Source organism: Kriegella aquimaris, assembly GCF_900103215.1.
In the GTDB taxonomy this organism is placed as follows: domain Bacteria; phylum Bacteroidota; class Bacteroidia; order Flavobacteriales; family Flavobacteriaceae; genus Kriegella; species Kriegella aquimaris.
In genome coordinates this window covers 18,893-44,421 of the sequence record NZ_FNGV01000016.1, presented here as the reverse complement: position 1 = coordinate 44,421, position 25,529 = coordinate 18,893, and the positions used below count along the sequence as shown (strand labels likewise).

Annotated in this window: 22 protein-coding genes and 1 tRNA gene; 12 read left to right on the top strand and 11 right to left on the bottom strand. The window is 39.9% G+C overall.

What is annotated here, in order from left to right:
• Positions 1-4 precede the first annotated feature (4 nt).
• Positions 5-1,471, bottom strand: a complete 1,467-nt coding sequence (locus BLS33_RS21295; protein WP_089894741.1) for a Gfo/Idh/MocA family protein — start codon at positions 1,469-1,471, stop codon at positions 5-7.
• A 146-nt stretch (positions 1,472-1,617) separates the two neighbouring features.
• Positions 1,618-2,133 (bottom strand): alpha-ketoglutarate decarboxylase, encoded by a 516-nt coding sequence (locus BLS33_RS21290; protein ID WP_089894738.1) that lies wholly within the window; start codon positions 2,131-2,133, stop codon positions 1,618-1,620.
• 154 nt (positions 2,134-2,287) lie between these two features.
• On the opposite strand from BLS33_RS21290, the gene BLS33_RS21285 reads away from it, so the two are divergent.
• Genes BLS33_RS21285 through odhB form a run of 3 tightly spaced genes read left to right on the top strand, consistent with a single transcriptional unit; the run spans position 2,288 to position 7,331 of the window.
• Complete coding sequence (locus BLS33_RS21285) at positions 2,288-5,098, top strand: 2-oxoglutarate dehydrogenase E1 component (protein ID WP_089894736.1); 2,811 nt, start codon at positions 2,288-2,290, stop codon at positions 5,096-5,098.
• Positions 5,095-6,087 (top strand): M23 family metallopeptidase, encoded by a 993-nt coding sequence (locus BLS33_RS21280; protein WP_089894733.1) that lies wholly within the window; start codon positions 5,095-5,097, stop codon positions 6,085-6,087. Before BLS33_RS21285 ends, BLS33_RS21280 begins: the two co-directional genes overlap by 4 nt.
• Positions 6,084-7,331 carry a 2-oxoglutarate dehydrogenase complex dihydrolipoyllysine-residue succinyltransferase gene (gene odhB, locus BLS33_RS21275; protein ID WP_089894730.1) on the top strand — a complete coding sequence of 416 codons (1,248 nt, stop codon included), beginning with the start codon at positions 6,084-6,086 and terminating at the stop codon, positions 7,329-7,331. The genes BLS33_RS21280 and odhB overlap by 4 nt, the downstream gene beginning before the upstream one ends.
• Positions 7,332-7,434: 103 nt before the next feature.
• On the opposite strand, the gene BLS33_RS21270 is transcribed toward odhB, so the two are convergent.
• Positions 7,435-7,878, bottom strand: a complete 444-nt coding sequence (locus BLS33_RS21270; protein WP_089894728.1) for a retropepsin-like aspartic protease — start codon at positions 7,876-7,878, stop codon at positions 7,435-7,437.
• A 215-nt stretch (positions 7,879-8,093) separates the two neighbouring features.
• On the opposite strand from BLS33_RS21270, the gene BLS33_RS21265 reads away from it, so the two are divergent.
• The 8 genes from BLS33_RS21265 to BLS33_RS21230 all read left to right on the top strand — a co-directional run bounded on the left by BLS33_RS21265 (position 8,094) and on the right by BLS33_RS21230 (position 13,555).
• Positions 8,094-8,861, top strand: a complete 768-nt coding sequence (locus tag BLS33_RS21265; protein WP_089894725.1) for a TatD family hydrolase — start codon at positions 8,094-8,096, stop codon at positions 8,859-8,861.
• A gap of 132 nt (positions 8,862-8,993) precedes the next feature.
• Complete coding sequence (locus BLS33_RS21260; protein WP_089894722.1) at positions 8,994-10,025, top strand: asparaginase; 1,032 nt, start codon at positions 8,994-8,996, stop codon at positions 10,023-10,025.
• A 70-nt stretch (positions 10,026-10,095) separates the two neighbouring features.
• Positions 10,096-10,183: transfer RNA gene (locus BLS33_RS21255), tRNA-Ser, on the top strand.
• Positions 10,184-10,438: 255 nt separating this feature from the next.
• Positions 10,439-11,188 carry a MotA/TolQ/ExbB proton channel family protein gene (locus BLS33_RS21250; RefSeq protein WP_089894720.1) on the top strand — a complete coding sequence of 250 codons (750 nt, stop codon included), beginning with the start codon at positions 10,439-10,441 and terminating at the stop codon, positions 11,186-11,188.
• A 23-nt stretch (positions 11,189-11,211) separates the two neighbouring features.
• Positions 11,212-11,652 carry a hypothetical protein gene (locus BLS33_RS21245; RefSeq protein ID WP_089894717.1) on the top strand — a complete coding sequence of 147 codons (441 nt, stop codon included), beginning with the start codon at positions 11,212-11,214 and terminating at the stop codon, positions 11,650-11,652.
• A gap of 15 nt (positions 11,653-11,667) precedes the next feature.
• A complete protein-coding gene (locus BLS33_RS21240; RefSeq protein WP_089894714.1) occupies positions 11,668-12,276 on the top strand; it encodes an ExbD/TolR family protein in 609 nt (202 codons plus the stop codon).
• Between the two features lie 21 nt (positions 12,277-12,297).
• Positions 12,298-12,780 carry an ExbD/TolR family protein gene (locus BLS33_RS21235; protein WP_089894712.1) on the top strand — a complete coding sequence of 161 codons (483 nt, stop codon included), beginning with the start codon at positions 12,298-12,300 and terminating at the stop codon, positions 12,778-12,780.
• A 79-nt stretch (positions 12,781-12,859) separates the two neighbouring features.
• Positions 12,860-13,555 carry a porin family protein gene (locus BLS33_RS21230; RefSeq protein WP_089894709.1) on the top strand — a complete coding sequence of 232 codons (696 nt, stop codon included), beginning with the start codon at positions 12,860-12,862 and terminating at the stop codon, positions 13,553-13,555.
• On the opposite strand, the gene BLS33_RS21225 is transcribed toward BLS33_RS21230, so the two are convergent.
• The 6 genes from BLS33_RS21225 to pyrH all read right to left on the bottom strand — a co-directional run bounded on the left by BLS33_RS21225 (position 13,550) and on the right by pyrH (position 21,091).
• Positions 13,550-14,155: a hypothetical protein gene (locus tag BLS33_RS21225; RefSeq protein ID WP_089894706.1), complete on the bottom strand. Its 606-nt coding sequence runs from the start codon at positions 14,153-14,155 to the stop codon at positions 13,550-13,552. The genes BLS33_RS21230 and BLS33_RS21225 overlap by 6 nt on opposite strands.
• Positions 14,155-15,618, bottom strand: a complete 1,464-nt coding sequence (gene rpoN, locus BLS33_RS21220; protein ID WP_089894703.1) for an RNA polymerase factor sigma-54 — start codon at positions 15,616-15,618, stop codon at positions 14,155-14,157. The genes BLS33_RS21225 and rpoN overlap by 1 nt, the downstream gene beginning before the upstream one ends.
• 42 nt (positions 15,619-15,660) lie before the next feature.
• On the bottom strand, positions 15,661-17,094 hold the full coding sequence (gene asnS, locus BLS33_RS21215; RefSeq protein WP_089894700.1) for an asparagine--tRNA ligase: 1,434 nt from the start codon (positions 17,092-17,094) through the stop codon (positions 15,661-15,663).
• Between the two features lie 90 nt (positions 17,095-17,184).
• Positions 17,185-19,584 (bottom strand): efflux RND transporter permease subunit, encoded by a 2,400-nt coding sequence (locus BLS33_RS21210; protein WP_089894697.1) that lies wholly within the window; start codon positions 19,582-19,584, stop codon positions 17,185-17,187.
• Between the two features lie 203 nt (positions 19,585-19,787).
• On the bottom strand, positions 19,788-20,342 hold the full coding sequence (frr, locus tag BLS33_RS21205; RefSeq protein WP_089894694.1) for a ribosome recycling factor: 555 nt from the start codon (positions 20,340-20,342) through the stop codon (positions 19,788-19,790).
• Positions 20,343-20,383: 41 nt separating this feature from the next.
• A complete protein-coding gene (gene pyrH / locus BLS33_RS21200; RefSeq protein ID WP_089894690.1) occupies positions 20,384-21,091 on the bottom strand; it encodes a UMP kinase in 708 nt (235 codons plus the stop codon).
• Positions 21,092-21,268: 177 nt separating this feature from the next.
• On the opposite strand from pyrH, the gene BLS33_RS21195 reads away from it, so the two are divergent.
• Positions 21,269-23,140 carry a M61 family metallopeptidase gene (locus BLS33_RS21195; RefSeq protein ID WP_089894687.1) on the top strand — a complete coding sequence of 624 codons (1,872 nt, stop codon included), beginning with the start codon at positions 21,269-21,271 and terminating at the stop codon, positions 23,138-23,140.
• Between the two features lie 243 nt (positions 23,141-23,383).
• Here the strand turns inward: BLS33_RS21195 and tsf are convergent, their stop codons facing one another.
• Positions 23,384-24,208 carry a translation elongation factor Ts gene (gene tsf, locus BLS33_RS21190; protein ID WP_089894682.1) on the bottom strand — a complete coding sequence of 275 codons (825 nt, stop codon included), beginning with the start codon at positions 24,206-24,208 and terminating at the stop codon, positions 23,384-23,386.
• 78 nt (positions 24,209-24,286) lie between these two features.
• Entirely contained in the window at positions 24,287-25,447 is a 1,161-nt protein-coding gene (rpsB, locus tag BLS33_RS21185) for a 30S ribosomal protein S2 (RefSeq protein ID WP_089894678.1), read from the bottom strand.
• Positions 25,448-25,529 lie beyond the last annotated feature (82 nt).

Genomic DNA, 25,529 nt, shown 5'->3' with positions numbered 1-25,529 from the left:
AAGCCTAAACTTCCCAGCCTGGTCTGTAAGTTCTGCCTACAAACTGATTGGCTTCTTCAAGATTTGTAATGCGCATATTTTCCCCATCCCAAAGTAGTTTTTTACGGGCAAAGAAATCCATTTTACCTTCACTGTTTTCTTTTTGTAACATATAACTGCGAATGGCAAGGTTCCCCATGAGTACGGTTTCCGTCATTGGTCCAGCGTAATCAAAAGAAGAGGTAAGACCTTTGTGTTCTGGGCTGTTAAAGCCAGCTTTACAAGCATCGACCCATCTGCGTTGGTGACCATATTCAGGTTCGTCATTAGGTTCTGTTTCAGGACCAAAATCGGTAGTACCGTCGTTAAGATATAATTTCGGCATTAATGGCGAACTGTCATTTATATTGGTAGAGATAATTCCTTTTTCCCCTATAATCAAAACGCCATTTGCGCTGTCGTGACCTCCAATATCATTGTTTGCAGGAATAATATCTGGGTGTGACGGTCTAATTCCACCATCGCTCCATGTCATTTCGATTGGCGACTTGCTTTTTTCCGTTGCTCCAAAATGTAAAGTGATAAACGAGGAAGCAGGGCATCCTTCAGGGTGGTAATCTGCGTTCCACATATCGGTGTAAACAGCGCCTACGCTACATTCGGCATCAGTAGGATATTTTAAGCCCAAAGTACGGAAAGGTATGTCGATAAGGTGACAGCCTACATCGCCAAGTGCGCCGGTACCATAATCCCACCAACCTCTCCAGCTAAATGGGTGTAGATTGGGAGTATATGGTTTTTGCTCTGCTGGTCCTAGCCAAAGGTTCCAATCAAGATCTTTTGGTTTTTTGCTTGGGTCGGGTTTAGCCATTGCCCCACCTTGCGGCCAAACGGGACGATTGGTCCAGACTTGGACTTTTGAAATTTTGCCAAGTGCATCTGAATCTATCCAGCCTTGAACCATGTTCAATAACGGGTTAGAACCGCCTTGGTTACCCATTTGACTGACGATTTTATTACTTCGCGCCATTTCGGTTAACATGCGTGCTTCCCGAATATTGTGGGTCATCGGTTTTTGAACGTATACATGCTTGCCACGTTGCATTGCGTAGGAAGCGGCAGGGCCATGTACGTGATCGGGAGTCGAAATTGTTACGGCGTCAATATTTTTTTCTTTATCCAACATTTCCCTATAATCACTATATAGTTTTGCTTTCGGAAAACGTTCGACAGAACGCTTGGCAGAGCCAGAAAAATCTACATCGCAAAGTGCAGTGACCCTTTCGCGTCCATTAACCGAGGCATTGGCGATGTCACTTGCTCCTTTTCCTCCGGCACCAATAGCCGCCAAATTCAGTTGGTCGCTCGGTGCAATGTATCCCAAACCACCAAGAACATGTCTGGGCACAATAAAAATGGAGGAGGCTACGGCACCCGTTTTGATAAATGACCTGCGAGATGTGGTCGATTTTTTTGATTTCTCGTCTTTCATGATAGTGAATTGTTTAAGTTGTTGAACAAATTTTTTAAAATTAGTAAAATAAATAGAAAGCAAAGGTTAATATTCTATCACCTTTTGAATGATATTAATAATGTGTCAAGTAATCATTTGAGTTCATTGATTACAGGCTGTTTATGTTAAAAATATACCCGTACAAAGGGCATCCATGCATTGGCGTAAATGCTTTTGTTGTCATCGTACAACAGGTCGTAACGAATTCCAAAAGTAACGTTGCTATTGCTGTATCCGACACCTAGAAATAGGGCAGGTGACCAATAATTATCTTTTAAAGTGCCGATGCCGCTGTCAAATGTTCTATTGATGCGCAATTGTTCAAATTCCCCTGAAAATTGAAGATAAGGTAGTGGGTTGTATAGCGAAAGTAGACTTCCTCCGTAGGCTAAAAACTTATAATCGTTAAATTTCGCGTAGTTGAGGTTAAGACTCATGCCTGTAGCGAATTTTTGGTTAAATTCATAAATGGCACTGGGTGAAATCGAGCCATTAAAGCCGCCATTCGTGAAACCGAGTCCGATGCCTCCCCCAAAGCGTACCTTGTTCCAAAAGTCATTTCTTACGTTGGGGTTTTGTGATGAGCAAATAAGTGTCGCCGATAGAAAAATAAAGCTTAAAAAAATCTTTTTGTGATACATAGGCTGTTTTTTAATCAAAATCTTTGATTTTTCCCATTATTGCTTACTAAGTTACATCCAGAAATGGTAAATGTTGTATTTTTGATTTCATTTTTATCAAATAGGCCCTGTTTATCTTTTTGATAAGCGAGTGCTATAGTTATTAAAGTAGTCTATGGACAAATATTCTTTCTTAAATACCGCGCATACTTCCTTTTTTGCGGAGTTATACGATAAATATCTCAAAAACCCCGATAGTGTTGAGCCCAGTTGGCGTGCCTTTTTTCAGGGATTCGATTTTGGTATGGAAAGCTCATTGGATGAGTTAGATCTCTCTTCCCAAAATGGTATGGTGACTATAGCCAACGGAGATCAGGTCGAAATGCCGCAGTCGCTGCAAAAGGAATTTCAGGTTATTCGATTGATCGATGGGTATCGAAGTCGTGGTCATTTGTTTACCAAAACCAATCCGGTTCGTGATAGAAGGAAATATACCCCGACGCTGGATCTTGAGAATTTCGGGCTTTCCGAGGCTGATTTGGATACGGTTTTCAATGCAGGTGAGATTATTGGCATAGGGTCGAACAACCTGCGTGAAATCATAAGGCACCTTCAAAGTATTTATTGTGACGCCATAGGGGTTGAATATATGTACATACGAAGTCCTGAGCGTATTGCATGGATTCAAAACTGGTTGAACGTTAACGACAATCATCCGAATTACAATGCAGACCGAAAAAAATATATTTTAAAGAAACTGAACCAGGCCGTTTCCTTTGAAACTTTTTTACATACTAAATATGTAGGTCAAAAACGTTTCTCCTTGGAAGGTAACGAATCTTTGATTCCCGCTTTGGATGTTATGGTCGAACGTGCGGCCGAAATGGGTGTTGAGCAATTCGTTATGGGTATGGCCCATAGAGGTAGACTTAACGTTTTGACCAATATTTTCGGCAAGGCGGCAAAGGATATTTTCAGCGAATTTGATGGAAAAGATTATGAGCAAGAGATTTTTGATGGTGATGTAAAATACCATTTGGGTTGGACCTCGGAACGAAAGACCAACAATGGCAACAAGATCAAGATGAATATTGCGCCTAACCCTTCTCATTTGGAAACCGTAGGTGCCGTAGTTGAAGGTATTACAAGAGCCAAGCAAGATGCGCATTTTCCCGAAGATTTTTCCAAGGTTTTGCCAATTGTAGTTCATGGTGATGCAGCGATTGCAGGGCAAGGCTTGGTTTACGAAGTTGTACAAATGGCCAATTTAGATGGTTATAAGACCAATGGAACCATACACTTGGTTGTAAACAATCAAATTGGGTTTACAACGAATTATTTAGATGCGCGAACTTCTACCTACTGTACAGATGTGGGCAAGGTTACCTTGAGTCCCGTACTGCATGTTAATGCCGATGATGTTGAAGCCGTGGTACACGCTTCACTATTTGCGCTGGAATATCGCATGCGGTTCAACCGTGATGTCTTTCTTGATTTATTAGGATATAGAAAATATGGGCATAATGAAGGTGATGAGCCTCGATTTACCCAACCAAAATTGTATAAGGCTATTGCCAAACATAAGAATCCAAGGGATATCTATGCCGAGCAACTGTTATCGGCCGGAGTTATAGAAGAAGGTTATGTGAAGCATTTGGAGGAAGAATATAAAGCCTCTTTGGAAGAAGAGTTGGAAGATTCCCGGAAAGAAGATAAGACGGAAATAACTCCTTTCATGGCTGATGAATGGAGCGGATTCGAAAATGTAAGGGAATGGGAAATGATGGATCCCGTTGACACCACCTTCGATAAGAAAAAGTTAACTGCCATTGCCAAGGTGATTACCGAGCTTCCTAAAGGTAAAAAATTCTTAAGAAAGGTTGAGAAATTGGTAGGTGACCGAAAAAAGATGTTCTTCGAGACTGATAAATTAGATTGGGCAATGGGTGAACTTTTGGCCTATGGTTCTTTATTGGAAGAAGGATTCGGGGTTCGTATGTCGGGCCAAGATGTCGAACGGGGCACGTTCTCGCATCGACATGCCGTAATGAAGGTCGAAGAGAGTGAAGAAGAAATTTTGCTTTTGAATAGAATCTCCGATAAACAGGGCCGGTTTCAAATTTACAATTCCTTATTATCGGAATACGCCGTGGTAGGGTTTGATTATGGCTACGCAATGGCGAGTCCGAATACGTTGACCATATGGGAAGCGCAGTTCGGTGATTTCAGCAATGGTGCCCAAATAATGATCGATCAGTACATTTCTGCGGCTGAGGACAAATGGAAGCTTCAGAATGGTTTGGTTATGCTGTTGCCACATGGTTACGAAGGCCAAGGTGCAGAGCATTCTTCCGCCCGAATGGAGCGTTATTTACAATTGTGCGCCCGAGATAATATGTATGTGGCAGATGTGTCGACTCCGGCACAAATGTTTCATATTTTGAGAAGACAGTTAAAGGTGAATTTTAGAAAACCGTTGATTATATTCACGCCAAAGAGTTTGTTGCGACATCCAAAGGCCGTTTCGACTGTTGATGAATTAGCTTCAGGAAAATTTCAAGAGGTTATCGATGATAGTTCAGCTGATATAAAGAAAGTAAAATCGGTAGTTTTTTGTACTGGTAAATTCTATTATGATTTATTGGCCGTCAAGGAAGAACAGAAGCGCGATGATGTTGCTCTGGTCAGGGTAGAACAGTTGTTTCCGCTACCGTCTGATCAGATGAACAAGGTGATTGAAAAATATACGAACGCCGATGATTTGGTTTGGGCACAAGAAGAGCCTCGTAACATGGGTGCTTGGAGCCATTTGATGATGCATTACAAAGATGTTAATAGGTTTAGGGTGGCATCAAGAAGATTTTATGCCTCACCTGCTGCCGGTAGTGCAGTTCGTTCGAAACGACGTCATCAACAAGTTATTGATTATGTTTTCGATAAAACGAAAGATAATATGACGCGACCAAAAAGTAGTGATACACAATGATAAAGTTCGTTTTCATAGTGTTCTTTACTTCGTTTTTGTCTGTCTTTTCGCAAGAAGAACAGGTAAATTACGCCGGTGTGGCCGCCGATTTTAGGTCACTTTATAATGGAGGCAACTATGAAGGTATTTTTGAATTGTTCGATGTAAATATGAAAAAGGCACTTCCTAGACAGAAGACCGTCCGATTTTTTACCGAAAATGTGAACGGTATTATGGGAGGTATAAAGGAGATGCAATTCTACGGTCTAAAACAGGGCGCACATATTTATAGAACGATTTTTGATAAAGCAGTGGCAGATGTTCTGATTTCGTTAGATACCAAAAACAATATCAATGGGCTATATATCTCTCCTCCGAAATCCTTGGATATGCCAATTTTGGAGCGGAATAGTACAGAAATGATATTGCCTTTTAATGAAGAATGGTTTGTTTTTTGGGGAGGCACCACGGTAGAACAAAATTACCATGTGACGGAGGTAAGCCAACAATATGCTTTTGATTTATTGATGGTTCAAGATGGGGCATCTTATTCTGGGGATGCGAAGCGTAACGAAAGCTATTTTGTCTTTGGAAAGGAGATTATCGCTCCTTGTGATGCCAAGGTGGTAAAGGTTATTAATGGGGTTTATGATAATATACCTGGTGAATTGAATCCTAGGCAGTTGACGGGAAATACGGTAGTTATGGAGACATTGAATAACGAATATGTTCTTCTGGCGCATTTAAAAGATGGTTCCATTGTTGTTCGAGAAGGGCAATTTGTGAAACAGGGAGAACTTCTTGGGTTATGTGGTAATTCAGGAAATTCAACAGAACCGCATTTACATTTAAGTCTACAGAATACTCCCGATATGGAGCGTTCGACGGGTGCCAAATTATATTTCGAGTCCATTGTAGTCAATGGGGAAGATAAAGAAGATTACCTTCCAATTAAGGAAGATTTTATTAAAAACAGTGACAAGATAACACAGCAAATTATAAACGAATGATTTTAGAAATGAAAGTTCCCTCTCCGGGAGAGTCGATAACAGAGGTAGAGATTGCAGAATGGTTGGTGCAAGATGGGGATTATGTTGAAAAAGATCAGGCCATAGCCGAAGTGGATTCCGATAAGGCAACCTTGGAATTACCTGCAGAGGAAAGTGGTACGATAACCTTAAAAGCGGAAGAAGGTGACGCGGTAGCAGTAGGTGCCGTCGTCTGTCTAATCGATACGAGCGCGAAAAAACCAGAGGCTAAAGGGGATGAAGGTTCAGGAGTGTCTGCTGAGAAAGATTTGGCAAAAGATCAAGCAAAAGAAGAAAAAAAGAGCGATAGTGAAAAAGCACCGCAACCACCACAGGCAAAAGAAACTTATGCTTCGGGTGCCGCTTCCCCTGCAGCTAAAAAGATATTAAGTGAAAAAGGAATCGATGCATCGGCCGTGAAAGGTTCTGGTAAAGATGGTCGAATTACCAAAGATGATGCTGTAAATGCGGTGCCTTCGATGGGTACTCCGACTGGCGGAAATAGGGGAGAAACCCGTTCCAAGCTTTCTATGCTTCGACGTAAGGTCGCCGAACGATTGGTTTCTGTCAAGAACGAAACTGCAATGTTGACCACCTTCAACGAGGTCGATATGTCGCCTATCTTTGAACTTAGAAAACAATACAAAGATGCGTTCAAGGAAAAACATGGCGTGAGTCTCGGTTTTATGTCATTTTTCACAAAAGCTGTGGTCAGGGCCTTGGACCTATATCCTTCGGTCAATTCAATGATTGACGGAAAAGAAATGATCTCTTATGATTTCTGTGATATCAGTATTGCAGTTTCTGGCCCCAAAGGCTTAATGGTGCCCGTGATTAGAAATGCCGAAAATCTAACTTTTAGAGGGGTAGAGGCCGAGGTAAAACGCTTGGCTATCCGTGCTAGAGAAGGTGAAATTACAGTTGATGAAATGACCGGTGGTACATTCACAATTACCAATGGTGGGGTATTCGGTTCGATGTTGTCGACACCGATAATAAACCCGCCACAGAGTGCAATTCTAGGAATGCATAACATCGTAGAGCGACCCATTGCGAGAAACGGAGCTATCGCTATTGCGCCTATCATGTACGTCGCACTTTCTTATGACCATAGAGTTATTGATGGCAAGGAGTCGGTAGGCTTTTTGGTCGCTGTTAAGGAAGCTTTGGAAAGTCCGGAAGAATTGTTGATGGACAATAATGTGAAGAGAGCTTTGGAAATGTAAATGAATATGACCTGTCAGATGTTAAATCTGGCAGGTTTTTAGTTTAAGGTCGATAAAGTTTTGCAATTCAGAAATTGATGTGCCCAGTATCGGCATTAAAATGCTATTTCTTCTTCAAATAAACGCAACTCTTGCCATAATCAATTATAGCTTTTGTCTTCTTAAGTACATCGGCTCCGATAATTCCATCGACAGGCTTTGCTTTGTGTGCTGTCAGAGCTTCGTTGACATGTACAAGGTCGAATAATACGATTTTTAATTTTTTCTTTTTCCAATCCCCAATTTTAATTCTGTTTTTGGTGGAGACCAAGGTTTCCATGTTTGTGGCCCCGGCGCCGGCAGCTTTTATTTTTGATTCTTTTGAGGTCAGGTTGAACAATTCGATTCTATCAAATCCCACGCAGGTATTCGATGCTCCGGTGTCCAAAATAAATCGACCTTTTACACCATTTATTTTAGCGGTAATCTCGAAATGGTTTGTGCCTGTTAGTACTAAGGGGATTTTGATGTAATTTTTTCTTTGCAGAAATTTTTTGAGGGAAGTCATATGAGCTATTCTTGCCGTAAAGATACCGCTTTTGTTGATCGAGGGAATTAAATTTGGTTAAGAGTGTTGCCGCTTTAGGGAATTATAATAAAGAACGCATGGGCATATCGAAATACGCTTTAAGTTAAGTAATCACGGGTTTTAATAGTTTACGACAATTTTATTTAATGTGTATTATTGGCATCCAAAAGAAGATATAGACTTATTTTTGCCACATGATAATTACAGATACCCATACCCATTTATATAGTGAAGCCTTTGACGGGGATCGCGACGAAGTCATTAAAAAAGCCATTGAAAATGGTGTTGAACGTTTTTTTATTCCTGCCATTGACTCCACGTATACCCAAGCAATGTTAGATTTGGAGAAGGCCTATCCTGACAATGTTTTTTTGATGATGGGCTTGCATCCGACCCATGTAAAAGAGAATTATTTGAACGAGTTGGAACATTTAAAAAAGATGCTCTCAAGTCATAAGTTCTATGCCGTAGGGGAGATTGGGATTGATCTTTATTGGGATAAAACCTATTTGCCGCAACAAAAAGATGCCTTTACGCAGCAAATTAAATTGGCAAAACAACATAAGTTGCCCATAGTAATACATTGCCGCGATGCCTTTGATGAAATTTTCGAAATCCTAGAACAGGAAAAAGGAGATGATCTGTTCGGTATTTTTCATTGTTTTACTGGAACATTAGAGCAAGCCCAAAAGGCGATATCCTATAATATGAAACTGGGTATTGGCGGAGTAGTTACTTTTAAAAATGGTAAAATCGATACTTTTCTTGAGAAAATAGACATAAAGCATATTGTTTTGGAGACTGATTCGCCGTACTTGGCGCCTGTTCCATATCGGGGAAAACGCAATGAAAGTGGTTATGTCATCAAAGTGTTGGAGAAACTGTCCTATATATATGGTATAACTTCTGAGGAAATCGCTGAGATTACCACGGAAAACTCCAAGGTGGTTTTTGGAGTATAATTTGTATGTTATCCTAAAAGTTGAAATCTTGCCGGTAATCTAATTGTAATTGGTTAAATATAGAATTAGTTTCCAGTAAAAAGATGTGTTTAAATCGTTAGTTTGTTGTGAAGCCATTAAAAACGAATTATGATGTCGAAACCTGAAACGAAAATTTTACTGATTTATACAGGGGGTACTATAGGTATGGTCAAAGACTATAATTCAGGTGCCTTAAGGGCTTTCGACTTTAATAAATTGTTAAAAAACATACCGGAATTAAATCAGCTCAACTGTAAGATAGAAAGTGTTTCATTCGAAACACCGATAGACTCATCGAATATGAACCCGGTACATTGGGCGAGTATCGCGACAATAATTGAAGACCATTATGAAAGTCATGATGGCTTTGTGGTCTTGCATGGTAGTGATACAATGGCGTATTCAGCCTCGGCATTGAGCTTTATGCTAGAAAATTTGGCCAAGCCGGTAATCTTTACAGGATCTCAGCTACCCATCGGGGATTTGCGAACTGATGCCAAGGAAAATTTGATAACTTCGATACAGATTGCGGCTTTGAGGGAAAAAGGCAAGCCTGTTGTGCAAGAAGTTGGTCTCTATTTTGAATATAAACTGTACCGGGCCAACAGGACGACAAAAATAAACGCCGAACATTTTCAGGCATTTGCCTCAATGAACTATCCGCCTTTGGCGGAATCGGGAGTACATTTAAAGGTGTATCAAGAAAATTTACTGAGGCCGAATCCAAGAAAAAGGCTTCAAGTCCATAAGAATATGGATTCCCATGTGGCCGTATTAAAGCTGTTCCCTGGTCTAACTAGGGAGGTTCTTGCTGGGGTGCTTCACATTCCTGATTTAAAGGCGCTGATTCTTGAAACCTACGGGGCCGGGAATGCTCCAACCGAAAATTGGTTGACTGAAGAGCTGGAACGTGCAAAAAAAAAGGGCATACATATTATTAATGTTACACAATGCTCAGGAGGTAGCGTAATAATGGGACAATATGAGACAAGTCAACATCTGAAGATGCTGAAAGTTGTTGATGGTAAGGATATTACGACCGAGGCGGCTCTGGCCAAATTAATGTACCTTATAGGGAACAATGTATCATCTAAATTGTTCAAGACCGTGTTCGAAACATCATTGAGAGGAGAGATGAATTAAAAATAGTATGGTTAAATTTTATTAACCAATTATTTTTTCGTTATTTGGGCACCCTTTTAAGGGCTTGATTAGAGAGGTGGCCGAGTGGTCGAAGGCGCACGCCTGGAAAGTGTGTATACACCAAAAGTGTATCGAGGGTTCGAATCCCTTCCTCTCTGCGAAGACAAAAAAGTTTGAAGTTAGTTGTCTGGCGTCTTTTTTATTATAAAATTTGATTTTATGATTTTATGATTTTCAAAGATTTTATGCGATTGACCATAAGTGAGAACTTTTTTTGATTCATATTATCTTTGTGGGTATATAAGGGCTTATCTTTAGTAACCCTTGGTTTCCGCAACGAAGTTTTACTTTTTTTATTGCAATTTTTTTTTATCTTTAACCCTATTAACTAATCTAATTTAAGTTTGAAAGAAATGAAAAGATTATTCTCTATCCTGGCTGTAGCTGGGTTATTTGTGGCAGGTACAAATACGGTAAGTGCAAATATGACTTCAGCGGTTATGGTTTTGCAGGATGCAGCTCCAGAAGCTGAGAAAGGCTTTACCCAAGTTTTAAAAGAAATGTTCATTCAAGGTGGTGCAGGTTTTATGGGCATCGTACTTTTATGTTTGATTTTGGGCTTGGCTGTAGCTATTGAAAGAATTATTTACTTAAACTTGGCCAGCACCAACACTGCGAAGTTAAAGCAGCAAGTTGAAGATGCATTGGCATCAGGTGGCGTTGAAGCGGCTAAAGAAGTGTGTAGAAACACTAAAGGGCCTGTTGCTTCTATCTACTACCAAGGTTTGGATAGAGCTGGTGAGAGCATCGACTCTGCTGAAAAAGCGGTTGTTGCTTACGGAGGAGTTCAAATGGGACGATTGGAAAAGAACGTTTCTTGGTTGTCATTGTTTATCGCTATTGCCCCTATGCTTGGTTTCATGGGTACGGTAATCGGTATGATTCAAGCCTTCCAGAAAATTAGTGCGGTTGGTAACTTGAGTGCATCGCTTATTGCAGGTGATATTCAGGTGGCGTTATTGACAACGGTATTCGGTCTTATTGTGGCTATCATACTTCAAATCTTCTATAACTACATCATTGCGAAAATAGATAGTATCGTAAATGACATGGAAGATTCATCAATCGTTTTGATTGATATGTTGGTAGACCATAAAAAATAAGTCGGACTCAATAATACAAAATCATGCATAAAATTGTAAAAATATTATTAATTGTAGTGGGGTTGATTGGAGCCGTTCTCTGGTTTATGCTTCCTGAAAGGGATATGCCGGCAGGAGAAGCAGCTCAAAGCGGGGCCATGAACGCTATGTTTTGGGTTACCTATCTTCTTCTTGGGATAGCTGTAGTCTTTAGCCTTGTGTTTGCGCTTAAGAACTTGTTTTCTAACGCTGCCAATCTTAAAAAGACCTTGTTTGTTGTAGTTGGATTTTTATTGGTCGTAGCTATAGCCTACGTGCTATCATCGGGTACCGATGTTAGTATTGAAGAGATGGCTGACAAGGGTCTCTCGACCACTGAAGGTACCATCAAAAACATCGGAACAGGTCTTAATATGTTCTTTATACTTACCATTGTTGCCGTTGGGGCAATGTTATGGGGCGGTGTAAAGAAAATGGGACAGTAAATAAAAATAAAAATTATGGCTAGAAGAGCAGGAGCACCAGAAGTAAATGCCGGTTCGATGGCAGACATAGCATTCTTGTTGCTTATCTTTTTCTTGGTGACCACCACCATAGAAACAGATGCAGGATTGGATCGTATGTTGCCTCCTATTGAGCCGCCCGATACTGATGTAGTTATCAAAGAAAAGAACATCTTTGAAGTTAATATCAACAAGAGTGGTCAATTGTTGGCTGATGACGAATTGATTGACTTGAAGACGTTGCGGGACAAGGCAAAGGAATTTTTAGATAATAATGGTGACGGTACTTGTACCTATTGTAAGGGTAAGAAAGATGCGCAATCGTCCGATAATCCTACCAAGGCGGTCATTTCTTTGAAAAATGATAGGGAGACCAAATATGGTACCTATATCACAGTTCAAAATGAACTTGTCGGAGCCTACAACGATCTTCGGAACAGGGAGGCACAGCGTCTTTTTGGAAGGGCCTTTACCGACATGGAAGCAGAGTATTTAAATCCTGAGACCTCTTCAGAAGCCAAAGAAGCGCTGAAAGAAAAAGTCAAAAAAGTACAGGATTTATTTCCTCAAAAACTTTCGGAAGCGGAAACATCAACTTCCAATTAATAAAAGCTTAAAATAAAGACTATGTCAAAATTCAATAAGAAAAAGGATGGTGATACACCAGCGGTATCCACCGCATCGTTGCCTGATATTGTATTTATGCTTTTGTTCTTTTTTATGACGGTTACTGTTATGAAAGATAGCACCCTGAAAGTTGAGAATACACTTCCTAATGCCAGTGAGACAAAAAAGCTGGAAAAAAAGGATAGGGTAATTTACATTTATGTAGGGGCTCCTACCGCGCAGTACCAGAGTACTTTTGGTTCGGAGCCAAAAATTCAATTGAACGATAAGTTTTCGGATCCTACAGATGTTGGTGATTATATTTTGCAAGAACGCGCCAAAAAGGCCCAAGAGTTGCAGAACGTTCTTACCACGGCACTTAAAGTAGATAAGAATGCGAATATGGGGTTGATTTCCGATATCAAGCAAGAGCTTAGAAAGGTTAATGCTTTAAAGGTTAATTATACTACCTACGAAGGTGATGCATTTAATAACTTGCAGTAGCTTCGATTTATAATTTCAAACTTATAAAAACGCTCCAAATACATATTTGGAGCGTTTTTTATTTATGTAACTTTGCGTTATGAGGCATATATTGGTTGGAATTTTAGCAATTTGTTTTTCCTTGGTGTCGCTAAATGCCCAGACCGTTGATAACGATTCTCAAGGTAGCGATTCGGACTATTTGGAGGATCAGTTTTATTTAGGGGTTACCTATAATTTTTTGTTGAGCAAACCGGAGACGGTGACACAACGAAATTTGTCATACGGTCTGCAGGCTGGTATAATCAAGGATATTCCCTTAAACTCAAAACGAACAACGGCACTAGGTGTGGGTTTAGGCTTGGCTTTAAATTCGTATTATACGAATATGTTGGTTTCTGAAGTTTCCGATGGGTTTTTATATTCGGTGTTGGATGACAATGCTGATTTTAAACGGAACAAAATAGAAACACATCTCATTGAAATGCCTTTCGAGTTTCGATGGCGTAATTCTACCCCGGAGGAATATAAATTTTGGCGTGTCTACGCGGGTATCAAGCTTGCTTACGTCGCAGGTGCAAGATCTAAATATGTTTCGGATACCGAGAAAATTTCATTTTACAATACGAATATCGAGAAGTTTCAATACGGCGCTACTTTTAGTTTCGGCTACAATACATTTAATATTCATATTCATTATGCATTAAATTCTCTATTCAATAATTCTGCAGAATTGAATGGGGAAAACATAAATTATAAGCCCTTGAGGGTCGGTTTTATCTTCTATATCTTATAGCCAAAACTTGATCAATAGCAATTGAGAAAGAATGCCGATGCTAAAGCCTATAAAGATTTCTGCTTTGGTATGTGCGTGTAAATATAGGCGGGCACTAGAAACTAAGCCTGTTAAAAGGGTAATTAAGCTAATGGCCAAGGTAAGGTTAATCGCAAAATGTATACTTAGACTTAAAAGAAATGTCAACAGGCTTCCTAGGCCCAATAAATGCATACTGCTTTTTATCTTGAAAAAAAGAAGCAATAGGGTTGACATTGCGGCGATAATAAGCCCAAGAAAGTAGTAGTGGAGTTCTTGTATGTAGTAGTTAGGAATAACTTTATATACAATCATCAAAAGCAATAGAATGTGAATATACAGCGGGTATTTGCGTTCTTTAAGACTTGGCATAAATATAGAGCCTACCATGCCAACGTTTCTCAATATAAAGTACGATATAATCGGAATGATGACGGTAAGAATAAAAATGGGGAGTAGATTGCCCGTCTGTACCTCCTGCGGGCTATATTTTGGGGTGACCATGAAATAGCTAATAGTACCCGCGATTGGAATGAACAGCGGGTGGGAAAAGTAAGAAATCAACTTAGCGAGCAGGCGCATTAAATTTGTTTTCGCAATCTCGCAACCGGAATATTCAGCTGCTCGCGGTATTTAGCGACTGTTCTTCGTGCAATAGGATATCCTTTTTCCTTTAATATAGCAGCTAATTTATCATCGGTAAGCGGCTTTTTCTTTTCTTCCTTTTGGATAACCGTTTCTAATATCTTTTTGATTTCCTTTGTGGAAACATCCTCGCCTTGTTCGTTTTTCATTGACTCTGAGAAATATTCCTTTATCAATTTGGTGCCATAGGGAGTGTCGACATATTTGCTGTTCGCAACACGGGAAACAGTTGAAACATCCATATGTATTTCATCGGCAATATCTTTTAAGATCATAGGACGCAAATTGCGTTCATCGCCGGTCATAAAATATTCCTCTTGATAGTGCATAATGGCGTTCATGGTGATGTATAGCGTCTGTTGCCGCTGTCTGATTGCATCGATAAACCACTTAGCTGCATCCAATTTTTGCTTAATGAACTGTACAGTATCCTTTTGAGATTTAGATTTGTCTTTGGCGTCTTTATATCCTTTAAGCATATTACTATACTCTCTAGAAACGTGTAATTCAGGTGCGTTCCTTCCATTTAAGGTGAGTTCAAGTTCTCCATCTACTATCCTGATGGAAAAATCTGGAACTACATGCTCGACCATGCGATTGTTTCCCGAATAGGAGCCACCTGGTTTTGGGTTTAACCTTTCAATTTCGGAAATAGCACCTTTTAGTTCATCCTCGGTAATCCCGTACTTCTGAATTAACTTTTTATAGTGTTTCTTAGTGAATTGCTCAAAAGATTTTTCTAGAATAGTGGTGGCAAGTTCAACACCCGGCGTTAGTTCTTTTTGCTTGAGTTGAATAATAAGGCATTCTTCCAAAGACCTTGAAGCAACCCCGGGAGGGTCTAATGATTGAACTATTTTTAAAACCTTTTGAATGGTTTGTTCGTCGGTATAGATATTTTGGGTAAATGCCAGATCGTCTAAAATATCGGATAATGGTCTGCGAATGTACCCGCTTTCGTCAACGCTGCCCACCAAAAATTCGGCAATGGCCCATTCGTCGTCGCTTAGGTATGCCGTGTTGAGCTGATTAAGAAGGTATTGGTTAAAAGAGATACCTGCGGCGTAAGGAACATTTTTTTCTTCATCGTCCGTACTATAGTTATTGGCTTTAGTGCGATAATCAGGTATTTCGTCATCACTGAGGTAGTCATCGATATTGATGTCTTCGGTATTGATTTCTTCACTTCCGGCTTCGGTATCCTCATCGTAGATTTCATCAAATTCGTCATCGATGCTATCACTTTCCTCTTTACCCCCTTCCAAAGCAGGATTTTCTTCAAGCTCTTGTTTCAATCGTTGTTCAAAAGCCTGCGTAGGCAACTGAATCAACTTCATCAACTGAATCTGCTGAGGAGATAGTTTTTGGGATAATTTGAATTGTAAGTGTTGTTTCAGCATAGAGTTTAAATTCTACTTCTCCCTAAAGTTAAAAAATCAATTTTAAAATTCCGCATTTTGCGGTGTTCGGGGAAAAGGTATTACATCGCGTATGTTGCCCATACCCGTTGCAAAGAGTACAAGTCGTTCGAAACCGAGTCCGAAACCACTATGGACCGCCGTACCGAATTTACGAAGGTCTAAATACCACCATAGCTCTTCTTCATCGATACCTAATGCCGCCATTTTTTCCTTTAGAACATCCAAACGTTCTTCACGTTGAGAGCCTCCAACAATTTCCCCGATTCCGGGAAAAAGAATATCCATCGCTCGAACTGTTTTTCCGTCTTCATTTAAACGCATATAAAATGCCTTTATTTTTGCTGGGTAGTCAAATAAAATTACAGGGCACTTGAAATGTTTTTCGACCAAAAAGCGTTCATGTTCACTTTGTAGGTCTGCTCCCCATTCGTTTATAGGGTATTTAAATTTCTTCTTTTTATTGGGCTTGCTATTTCTGAGTATGTCAATAGCTTCGGTATAGGTAACTCTTTTGAAATTATTCTCTACGACAAACTTTAGTTTTTCTAGCAATGCCATTTCGCTACGTTCGGCCTGCGGCTTTGTTTTTTCTTCGTCAAGAAGCCTTTTTTCCAAAAATTGGAGGTCTTCTTTACAGTTATCCAAAATATATTGAATCACTTTTTTGATAAAATCTTCAGCCAAATCCATGTTGGCATCAAGGTCATAAAAGGCCATTTCGGGTTCGATCATCCAAAATTCGGCCAAATGCCTTGAGGTATTTGAGTTTTCTGCCCTGAAAGTAGGGCCAAAAGTATATACTTTTCCGAGTGCCATGGCGTAAGCCTCTGCTTCCAATTGTCCGGAAACGGTTAAGTTGGTCTCTTTGCCAAAAAAATCTTCTTTATGGTCTACATCGCCCGCTTCGGTGAGTGGTGGATTCTTTTCATCCAACGTAGTTACACGAAACATTTCCCCGGCTCCTTCGGCATCTGAACCCGTGATGATGGGCGCATGAAAGTAGTAGAAGCCATTCTGTTGAAAATATTGGTGTATAGCAAAGGATAATGCCGACCTTACACGCATTACTGCGGCAAAGGTATTGGTACGTACCCTAAGGTGTGCTTTTTCCCGTAAGAACTCCAAAGAATGCTTTTTGGGCTGAATAGGATAGGTCTCAGGGTCGGCGCTACCATGAATCGTAATGTCGTCAACTTGAATTTCAACATTTTGGCCTTTTCCCTGACTTTCGACTAGCGTGCCTTTCACTTTGATAGCGGCACCAGTGGCAATCTGCTTCAGAAGGTTTTCGTCAAATTTTTCAAAGTCGACCACACATTGAATATTATTAAGTGTAGACCCGTCGTTGAGGGCAATAAAACGATTGCTTCGAAAGGTTTTTACCCATCCATTTATTACAACCTCCTGTAATAGCGGAGTTGTTGTTAGTAGTTCTTTTACGCTAAATGACTTCATTTTTAATCAAATCGGAATTAGATTGGCAAAGATAGCTTTTTGAGAAAAAGAACCGCAGTATATATGGTATAATAGCTTGTTTAAAACCTATTACTTATCCGAATCGTTTATATCGATTTCATCTTTTGGGAGTATATCGATCTGCGGTTTCTTGAGTACTTCCTTATTCGCTATATTTCGTTCTAAAGATAGTAACAATGAGGGCAGCAAAATTAGGTTGGCTAACATCGCAAAAAGAAGCGTTGCAGAAACCAAGGCTCCCAGAGCGACCGTGCCTCCAAAGTCGGAAATCACAAAGACTGAAAAACCGAAAAAGAGCACAATTGACGTGTAGAACATACTGACTCCGGTTTCTCTTAGAGCGGCATAAACTGATTTTTGAATGCGCCATTTGTTTACAATAAGCTCTTGCCTGTATTTCGCCAGAAAGTGAATCGTATCATCGACCGATATGCCAAAAGCGATGCTAAAAACCAAAATGGTAGAAGGCTTAATAGGAACTCCGGCGAAACCCATCACCCCGGCCGTAACAACCAAAGGAAGCAAATTGGGGATCAATGAAATTATAATCATACGAAAAGAACGGAACAGATAGGCCATAAACAAGGCGATCAATCCGATTGCCAGGGCCAATGACATGACAAGATTTTTTACTAAATATTTAGTTCCTTTTAAAAAAAGCAGCGCACTACCCGTCATGTACACCTCGTAGCGATCCGGTGGAAAATATTTATCGATATTTTCTTTGAGCCTTGCTTCGATAATCTCCATGCGCGAGGTTTTCACGTCTTTCATAAACGTGGTCATTCGGGCCGTTTGCCCGGTGCTATCCACAAAGTTTTTGAGCAAGTTGCTATTGCCCGACGATTTTCGGGCGACATCCATAATAAAATTATTCTCTTGAGTTGTTGGCAGTTGATAGTACTTCGGAATACCATTGTAAAATGCCTGTTTAGAATATTTGACCAAATTAACGACAGAAACGGGCTTTGATAATTCCGGAATTTCTTCGATTACTTCCCCCAATTGGTCCATGCTTTTTAAGGTGGTAGATTTTAATACACCTTTGGGCCGTTTGGTGTCAATTATGATCTCGACGGGCATAATACCATCAAATTCCTTTTCGAAGAATCGAATGTCTTTAAAAAAACCGGCATTTTTGGGCATGTCTTCGATAGGACTTCCGGAAATGTTAATTTGATAAATACCTATAATGCTGACCACTAAGAGAATAATGGAGACAATATAAACCGAAATGCGTCTTTCTCGAACAATGCGCTCCATCCAATTTACAAAAGTGTCTATCCATCTTTTGTTCAAATGTTTAAGATGCTTCGTTTTAGGCAGCGACATAAAGCTATAGACGATGGGGATAATCAATAGTGACAATATGAAAATGCCAATTATATTGATAGAGGCAACGATACCGAATTCCTTTAACAACTTACTATCCGTAATGATAAAAGTGGCGAAACCGGAAGCGGTGGTCATATTAGTCATTAAAGTGGCATTCCCGATTTTCGAGATTACACGTTGAAGCGATAGCGCCTGATTGCCATGTTTCTTTACTTCTTGTTGGTATTTGTTTATTAAGAAGATGCAGTTTGGAATTCCAATAACAATGATTAATGGAGGAATCAAAGCCGTAAGAACGGTTATCTCATATTGTAAAAGCCCTAAAAAACCAAAAGCCCACATGACCCCTATGATGACTACGCCCATCGATATAAATGTGGCCCTAAAACTTCTAAAGAAAAAGAAGAAGATCAAAGAAGTAACACCAAGAGCGGCAAGAATAAATTTCCCTATCTCATCGATAATGTTCTGTGAGTTCATGGTACGTATATAGGGCATACCCGAAACGTGCATGTCTAAACCGGTGTCTTCTTCAAAATCTGTGATTAAATTTGTCAGATCCCGCAGTATAAAGTCTTTTCGTACCGAAGTATTCACGATATCCTTATCGAGATTCGCTATTGTACGTATGGTGCCGCTTTCTTTGTTGTATAGCAGGCGATCGTAAAAAGGCAGATCATTGAATAAGTGGCTCCTTAGGCTGTCAACTTCTTCCTCGGTATCCAATTCTGATTTTATCAAAGGCTCAAGAACAAATTGATTTTTATCCTTGTCCCGTACCAACTCCTGTAGGTTATCTGTGGAAAGTACAAAATCAACTTCGGGGAAAGCGTCGACCTGCTTGCTAAATTTGTTCCATCTTTTGAAGTTTTCCGGGGTAAACAAGGCGCTATCCTTAACGGCGAAAACAATAGCGTTGCCTTCTTCCCCGAACTGTTTTAAAAAAGATTGATATTCAAGGTTGACCGGATGGTCATCAGGAAGTAAGTTGGCTTGGGAGTTGCTGAATCGCATGTTTTCCCATTGTAAGCCCAAAAAGACAGTAAAGCCCGCAATCAGAACTAATATTAAAATCCTATTTCTTAGAATTATCCGTGCTGTTGCTTCCCAAAAACCTTTTGTTAATTTTGCCACCCTGGTCGTTTTTCAGTGCGCAAAGGTAGAAAATGATTGGATGTGTTCCTAAATAAGCGGAATGGAATTAAAACGGGCTCGAAAAAGAAAAAAGTACCTTGAATAATTTGTGAATTATTCAAGGTACTCCATACGGTGGTTTCTTAAAAAAGTCGGCTTTGGTGTCGCCGAGTTGTAAGTGGATGATTTACTTAGAATCGAAATTAAATCTTCATAATCTCCGCTTCTTTCGCAACTAAGAAATTATCGATTTTTTTGATGTATTTGTCAGTAAGTCCTTGTACATCGACTTCGGCATTTTTTTGAAGGTCTTCAGAGGCATCAAGTTCCCGAATTTCTTTATTCGCATCTTGTCGCGCACTTCTAATACCAACCTTTGCATGTTCGGCCTCTGCTTTTGCCTGCTTTGTCAATTGAATTCTACGCTCTTCGGTCAGTGGTGGCACATTGATAATGATAAGGTCACCGTTGTTCATGGGATTGAAACCGAGATTGGCATTCATGATTGCCTTTTCGATTTCTTGTAACAAGTTCTTTTCCCATGGTTGTACTGAAATAGTACGCCCATCGGGAGTGTTTATATTGGAAACCTGTGACAAAGGCGTTTGCGAGCCGTAATAGTCGACGAATACAGAAGACAGCATAGCTGGGCTAGCCTTTCCGGCGCGTATTTTTATAAATTCTTTTTCCAAATGGGTTATGGCAGCATCCATAGCTTCTTTGGTTGTGTCTAATATGAAGGTTATTTCTTCGTTCATAATCTCAATTTTAAAACCAAACTAACAAAAATTGAACCAATTTAAAGATTTACTACTGTGCCGATGTTTTCACCATCTACAAGTTTAAGTAAATTTCCTTTTTTGTTCATATCGAAAACAACAATAGGTAGATTGTTTTCTTGGCTTAAGGTGAAGGCGGTCGTATCCATAACCTTTAAACCTTTTTTTAATACCTCGTTAAAGGAAATAGAATCGAACTTGGTGGCAGTTTTATCTTTTTCGGGATCAGAGGTGTAAATTCCATCTACCCGGGTTCCTTTAAGAATAACATCTGCCTCTATTTCAATTGCGCGAAGTACCGCAGCGGAGTCGGTTGTGAAATAAGGGTTTCCCGTTCCACCACCGAAAATAACTACCCGACCTTTTTCAAGATGTCTCATGGCCCGACGTCGAATAAAGGGTTCGGCCACTTCATTAATTTTTATGGCTGATTGTAATCGGGTCTGTACGCCTTTGATTTCCAATGCGCTTTGTAGCGCTAGGCCATTGATAACAGTCGCGAGCATTCCCATATGATCGCCCTGTACTCTGTCCATTCCTGTGGCAGCTCCGGCAAGACCCCTAAAAATATTGCCTCCGCCGATGACGATAGCAACTTCAATGCCCCTTGCAACTACTTCTTTAATTTCTTCGGCATATTCGGACAACCTTTTGGAGTCAATACCATACTGTTTTTCTCCCATTAGGGCTTCTCCGCTAAGTTTCAAAAGTATTCTTTTGTATTGCATGCCGTGTATTTGTTTGTGGCAAAAATAATCAAAAAAAATTAGGATGCACCTTGTGTTTAATCCTTATGTGAACCTTAATTATTTGCTAATGTTAAGTGCTGGTTTTATTTTATTTTATATTCTTGCAAAACTAAAAAAGGACGATGTTTCCTACATTTTGAATTTAAAGGTATAAATATGATGAGATTATTGGTTCTATCCCTTGTGGGAATGTTGGTTTATGGCTGTGGATCCTCAAAAGGGTTGGTTTCCGCGGATAAAGCACCCGTCGCGGTCGCTATCGATTTAATCAACGTTAAAGATGACAAGGTGATGGTAGAAGTAAATCCTGGGGCATTTACTGCAGAACGTGTTTCATTTTATATTCCTAAAACGGTTCCCGGCACCTATAGTGCGGATAATTATGGGAAATACGTTGAGGGGTTTAGGGCTTTGGACTATAACGGAAAGGAGTTGCCAGTTTCCAAAATTGATGATAATACTTGGGGCATATCTAATGGAAAGGCACTTGATAAAGTTGTTTATTACGTGAACGACACCTATGATACCGAGGAAGAAACGAATGATCCCGTATTTTCCCCATCGGGTACAAATATTTTGGCAGGAGAGAATTTCATGCTGAATTTACATGGATTTGTAGGGTACTTTGGAGATTTAAAAGAAGTGCCTTATGAATTGAAAATCAGCAAACCGGCCAAACTGGTGGCAACGACGTCAATGACAAAAAAACCAGATGGTCAAACAGATACGACATCTGATACTTTTGTTGCCGAGCGCTATTTTGAGGTTATTGATAATCCGATTTTGTACGCCGAGCCTAATATCGAATCTTTCAAAATCAATGATATTACCGTAACCTTGAGTGTGTATTCGCCAAATGGAACCTATACAGCTTCAAGTCTGAGAGACCCAATGGAGAAAATGATGGCGGCACAAAAAGCTTTCTTGGGCGATATTGATGGTACTCAAAAATATAATATTATGTTGTATCTAAGTACCATGGAGCCTAACGATGCTACGGGTTTTGGTGCTCTGGAACACCATACGTCAACGGTGGTAGTACTCCCTGAAGCTATGACCAAGGAGCGATTGGAACAAGCTATGGTCGATGTAGTTTCTCATGAATTTTTTCATATAGTTACCCCTTTGAATGTGCATTCAGAAGAGGTTCAGTACTTTGATTTTAATGACCCTAAAATGTCGCAACATTTATGGATGTACGAGGGAACGACCGAATACTTTGCCAATTTATTTCAGATACAACAGGGCTTAATCGATGAGGATGAGTTTTATCAGCGTATCATGGACAAGATCAGCAACGCTAAATCGTATGACGATACCATGTCATTCACTGAAATGAGCAAGAATATCTTGAGTGAGCCGTATGAAGAGAATTACGCTAATGTGTATGAGAAAGGAGCCTTGATTAATATGGCCCTCGATATTACCCTCAGAGAGTTAAGTAATGGTGAAAGAGGGGTGTTGTGGTTGATGAAAGAGCTCTCTAAAAAGTATGGGAATAACACACCTTTTGATGATGACAAGTTAATTAATGAAATTGTTAAAATGACTTATCCGGAGGTGCAGGCATTCTTTGATGCTCATGTAATCGGAAATACGCCTATTGATTATAACCTATATTTCAATAAAGTAGGATTGACCACTGCCAAAGAAAAGGAGCAATCTGGTTATTTCTTAAATGGCGAGGTACCTTTTATAGATGTAGACCAGGCCAATGATAATGCTGTTTTTGTTAGAAAAGGAATTGAATTGAACAGTTTTCTTACTGACTTGGGAGCCCAAGGTGGAGATGTTATTAAGAGTATTAATGGCACTGCAATAAATTTAGAGACTATTCGACCAATCATAGGTCAAAGCTTTGGGTGGACTCCAGAAACAGAAATAAATGTAATCTTACAGCGAGGTGAAGAAGAGATAGCGGTATCGAAAGCGGTAGGTGCACCTACTTTAAATGTCGAGGCAATTATTCCGGAAGAAAACATTAGTGAACGACAATCACAATTAAGGGAAGCTTGGTTAAAAGGATAGAGAGGTGAAATTCACTTATGAAACAAAGCACTGTTCATGAATTTGAGCGGTGCTTTTTTAATTTGTCGTTGTTTTCACGCCCTTTACGAACAAAGATTAAAAAAGTGATTTTGATGAAGCGTTGCACTAGGAAGGAAAGTTGAACCAACTATTAGAATTCCTTCAATAAGTAAAATGGATCAGAAAAAAAAGGACCGCTCAAACAGTTGTTGAGCGGTCCTTTAAATTTGGTATTACAAATCGTTACCCTAAAGCAACTCTTTTAAATCCGGTTACTTTTAAATCGGAGTCTACCGATTTTACATATTGAGCAACACTTTGCTTGCTGTCTTTGATAAAATCTTGGTTTACCAAAGTATTGTCCTTGAAGAAACGTTTTAATTTTCCCTTGGCAATATTATCCAACATAGCTTCCGGTTTTCCTTCTTGACGCAATTGATCTTTAGCAATTTCGATTTCTTTATCAATCACGGATTGATCGACACCATCTTCGTTCAATGCCACGGGGTTCATAGCGGCAGCCTGCATGGCTACATCCTTAGCGACCACATCAGCACCATCAACAACAGCAGAAAGTCCAACCAAAGTAGCGATTTTGTTGCCTGCGTGAATGTATGATCCAACAAATGGAGCGCTCAATTTACTAAAGCTACCGATTTCTATTTTCTCACCGATTACACCCGTTTGTTCGGTTAATTTTTCCTGTACGCTCAATCCTTTAAAATCAGCGGCCAAAAATGCTTCCTTACTATCAAAGCCCAAGGCCAATTCGGCCAATTCGTTTGCCAATGTTACAAAACTGTCATTTTTAGCTACGAAGTCGGTCTCACAATTCAAGGAGATAGCAACACCTTCGGTATTTGAAGAATTTACTTTGGCAATAGCTGCACCTTCCGAAGATTCTCGGTCGGCTCTCTTTGCAGCAACTTTTTGTCCTTTCTTACGAAGAATTTCAATTGCTTTTTCGAAATCTCCATCTGCCTCGACCAATGCATTTTTACAATCCATCATTCCGGCACCAGTGGTCTTCCTTAGTTTATTTACTTCTGCGGCGGTAATTTTAGCCATTTTATTTCTCTTTTTTATGTCCTATTTTTAATATAGGGCAATCAATTAATTTATAATTCAAAAATAATTATCGGTAGCTTATTCTACGCCTCCTTTGACGCTATCTTGCCATTCTTTAAGCTCATCCCATTTTCCATTAGCGGCCATTTCTGCTTGTTTTGGCCAAGAAGTGGGGTCTAGGTGAGCCATTCTTGAACTTGCTTCGGTCAAAATTTCTTTGATATTTTCAGGTTCTGCTTTTGCCAATGAAGCATAAGAGTCAACACCGTTTTTTGTCAATGCTTCTGCTGCTTTCGGGCCAATACCTTCAATTTTTGTAAGATCATCTGCTTGTTCTTTCGCTTCGGTCTTAGCTTCCTCTTTTGGAGCCTCCTCTTTGGCAGCTTCTTCTACTTTAGCTTTTGGTTTTTCAGCTGGGGCAGCGGCCTTAACTTCTTCTTTTGGGGCCTCTTCTACTTTTGCTTTTGGTTCCTCGGCTGGAGCAGCGGCCTTTTTCTTGGCTTTTGGTTCAGCTGATTCTTTCCCTTCATTATCAGATTGCTTTTCAGACTTTCTTTCAGCTAGACCTTCTGCAATTGCATTGGTCACATCAGTCATAATAATGTCAATTGATTTTGATGCATCGTCATTTGAAGGAATGACATAATCCACATCTCTTGGATCTGAATTTGTATCGACCATTGCAAAAATTGGAATATTCAATTTTTGGGCCTCCTTGACCGCAATGTGCTCGCGCATTGTATCAACAATGAACAAGGCACCCGGCAAACGGGTCATCTCAGAAATAGAACCAAGGTTCTTTTCTAATTTGGCACGAAGACGATCGACCTGTAAACGTTCTTTTTTAGAAAGTGTATTGAAGGTTCCATCTTTTTTCATACGATCGATAGAAGCCATTTTCTTTACCGCTTTTCGAATCGTTACAAAGTTGGTCAACATTCCGCCAGGCCATCTTTCTGTGATGTAGGGCATGTTTACATTGGCCACTTTTTCGGCAACAATGTCTTTTGCTTGTTTCTTAGTAGCAACGAAAAGTATTTTTCGTCCAGATGCGGATATGCTTTTGAGGGCCTCGTTGGCCTCATCTAATTTAGCAACAGTTTTGTAAAGGTTGATAACGTGGATTCCGTTACGCTCCATGTAGATGTAGGGCGCCATGTTGGGATTCCACTTTCTGGTTAGGTGGCCGAAATGCACACCTGCTTCCAATAATTGTTTTACTTCGACTTTTGTAGCCATATTTAATTTTAGTTTACGTTCTTATGAATTAGCAATGCCGAAGTGGTATCCGCTTACGCGAAAGCCTTCGGCATTTAGATGC